Source organism: Cupriavidus consociatus, from assembly GCF_017814975.1.
Taxonomy (GTDB): domain Bacteria; phylum Pseudomonadota; class Gammaproteobacteria; order Burkholderiales; family Burkholderiaceae; genus Cupriavidus; species Cupriavidus consociatus.
This window is the reverse complement of the sequence record NZ_JAGIQA010000163.1, coordinates 1-536: the sequence shown is the minus strand read 5'-3', so window position 1 is coordinate 536 and position 536 is coordinate 1. Positions and strand designations below refer to the sequence as shown.

1 protein-coding gene is annotated in these 536 nt (G+C 62.3%); it reads left to right on the top strand.

The genetic code is table 11. From position 1 onward, the window contains the following. Positions 1 to 536 (top strand): IS3 family transposase (locus J8I82_RS37915; RefSeq protein ID WP_209765776.1); only part of this gene is annotated, 536 nt, incomplete at both ends.

The window sequence follows — 536 nt, the reverse complement described above, 5'->3', positions numbered from 1 at the left end:
AGAGCCGCAAGCATGCGGCGCACAAGATCTGGCCATACCTACTGCGCGACCGGACGATCGATCGCGCCAACCAGGTGTGGGCGCTGGACACGAGCTACATTCCGATGGCGCGGGGCTTCGTGTATCTGACGGCGGTGGTGGACCGGGCGAGCCGCAAAGTACTGGCCCACCGGGTAGCGATCACTCTGGAGAGCTGCCATGCTGTCGAGGCGCTGCAGGAGGCCTTTGCGAAATACGGCACGCCGGAGATCGTCAGCACCGACCAGGGCAGCCAGTTCACCGCCACGGAGTTCACAGACGCTGTGCTCGACCGCGGCATCCAACTGTCGATGGACGGCAAGAGCAGTTGGCGCGACAACCTGTTCGTCGAACGCCTTTGGCGCAGCGTCAAATACAAGGAGGTCTACCTGAAAGCCTACGACTCGGTCAGCCACGCGCGCCGCTCTATCGCTAACTACCTAACTTGGTACAACCAACGACGGCCCCATTCCAGTCTGACGGACCAGACCCCGGATGAGGCATACTTCGCCTCGCTG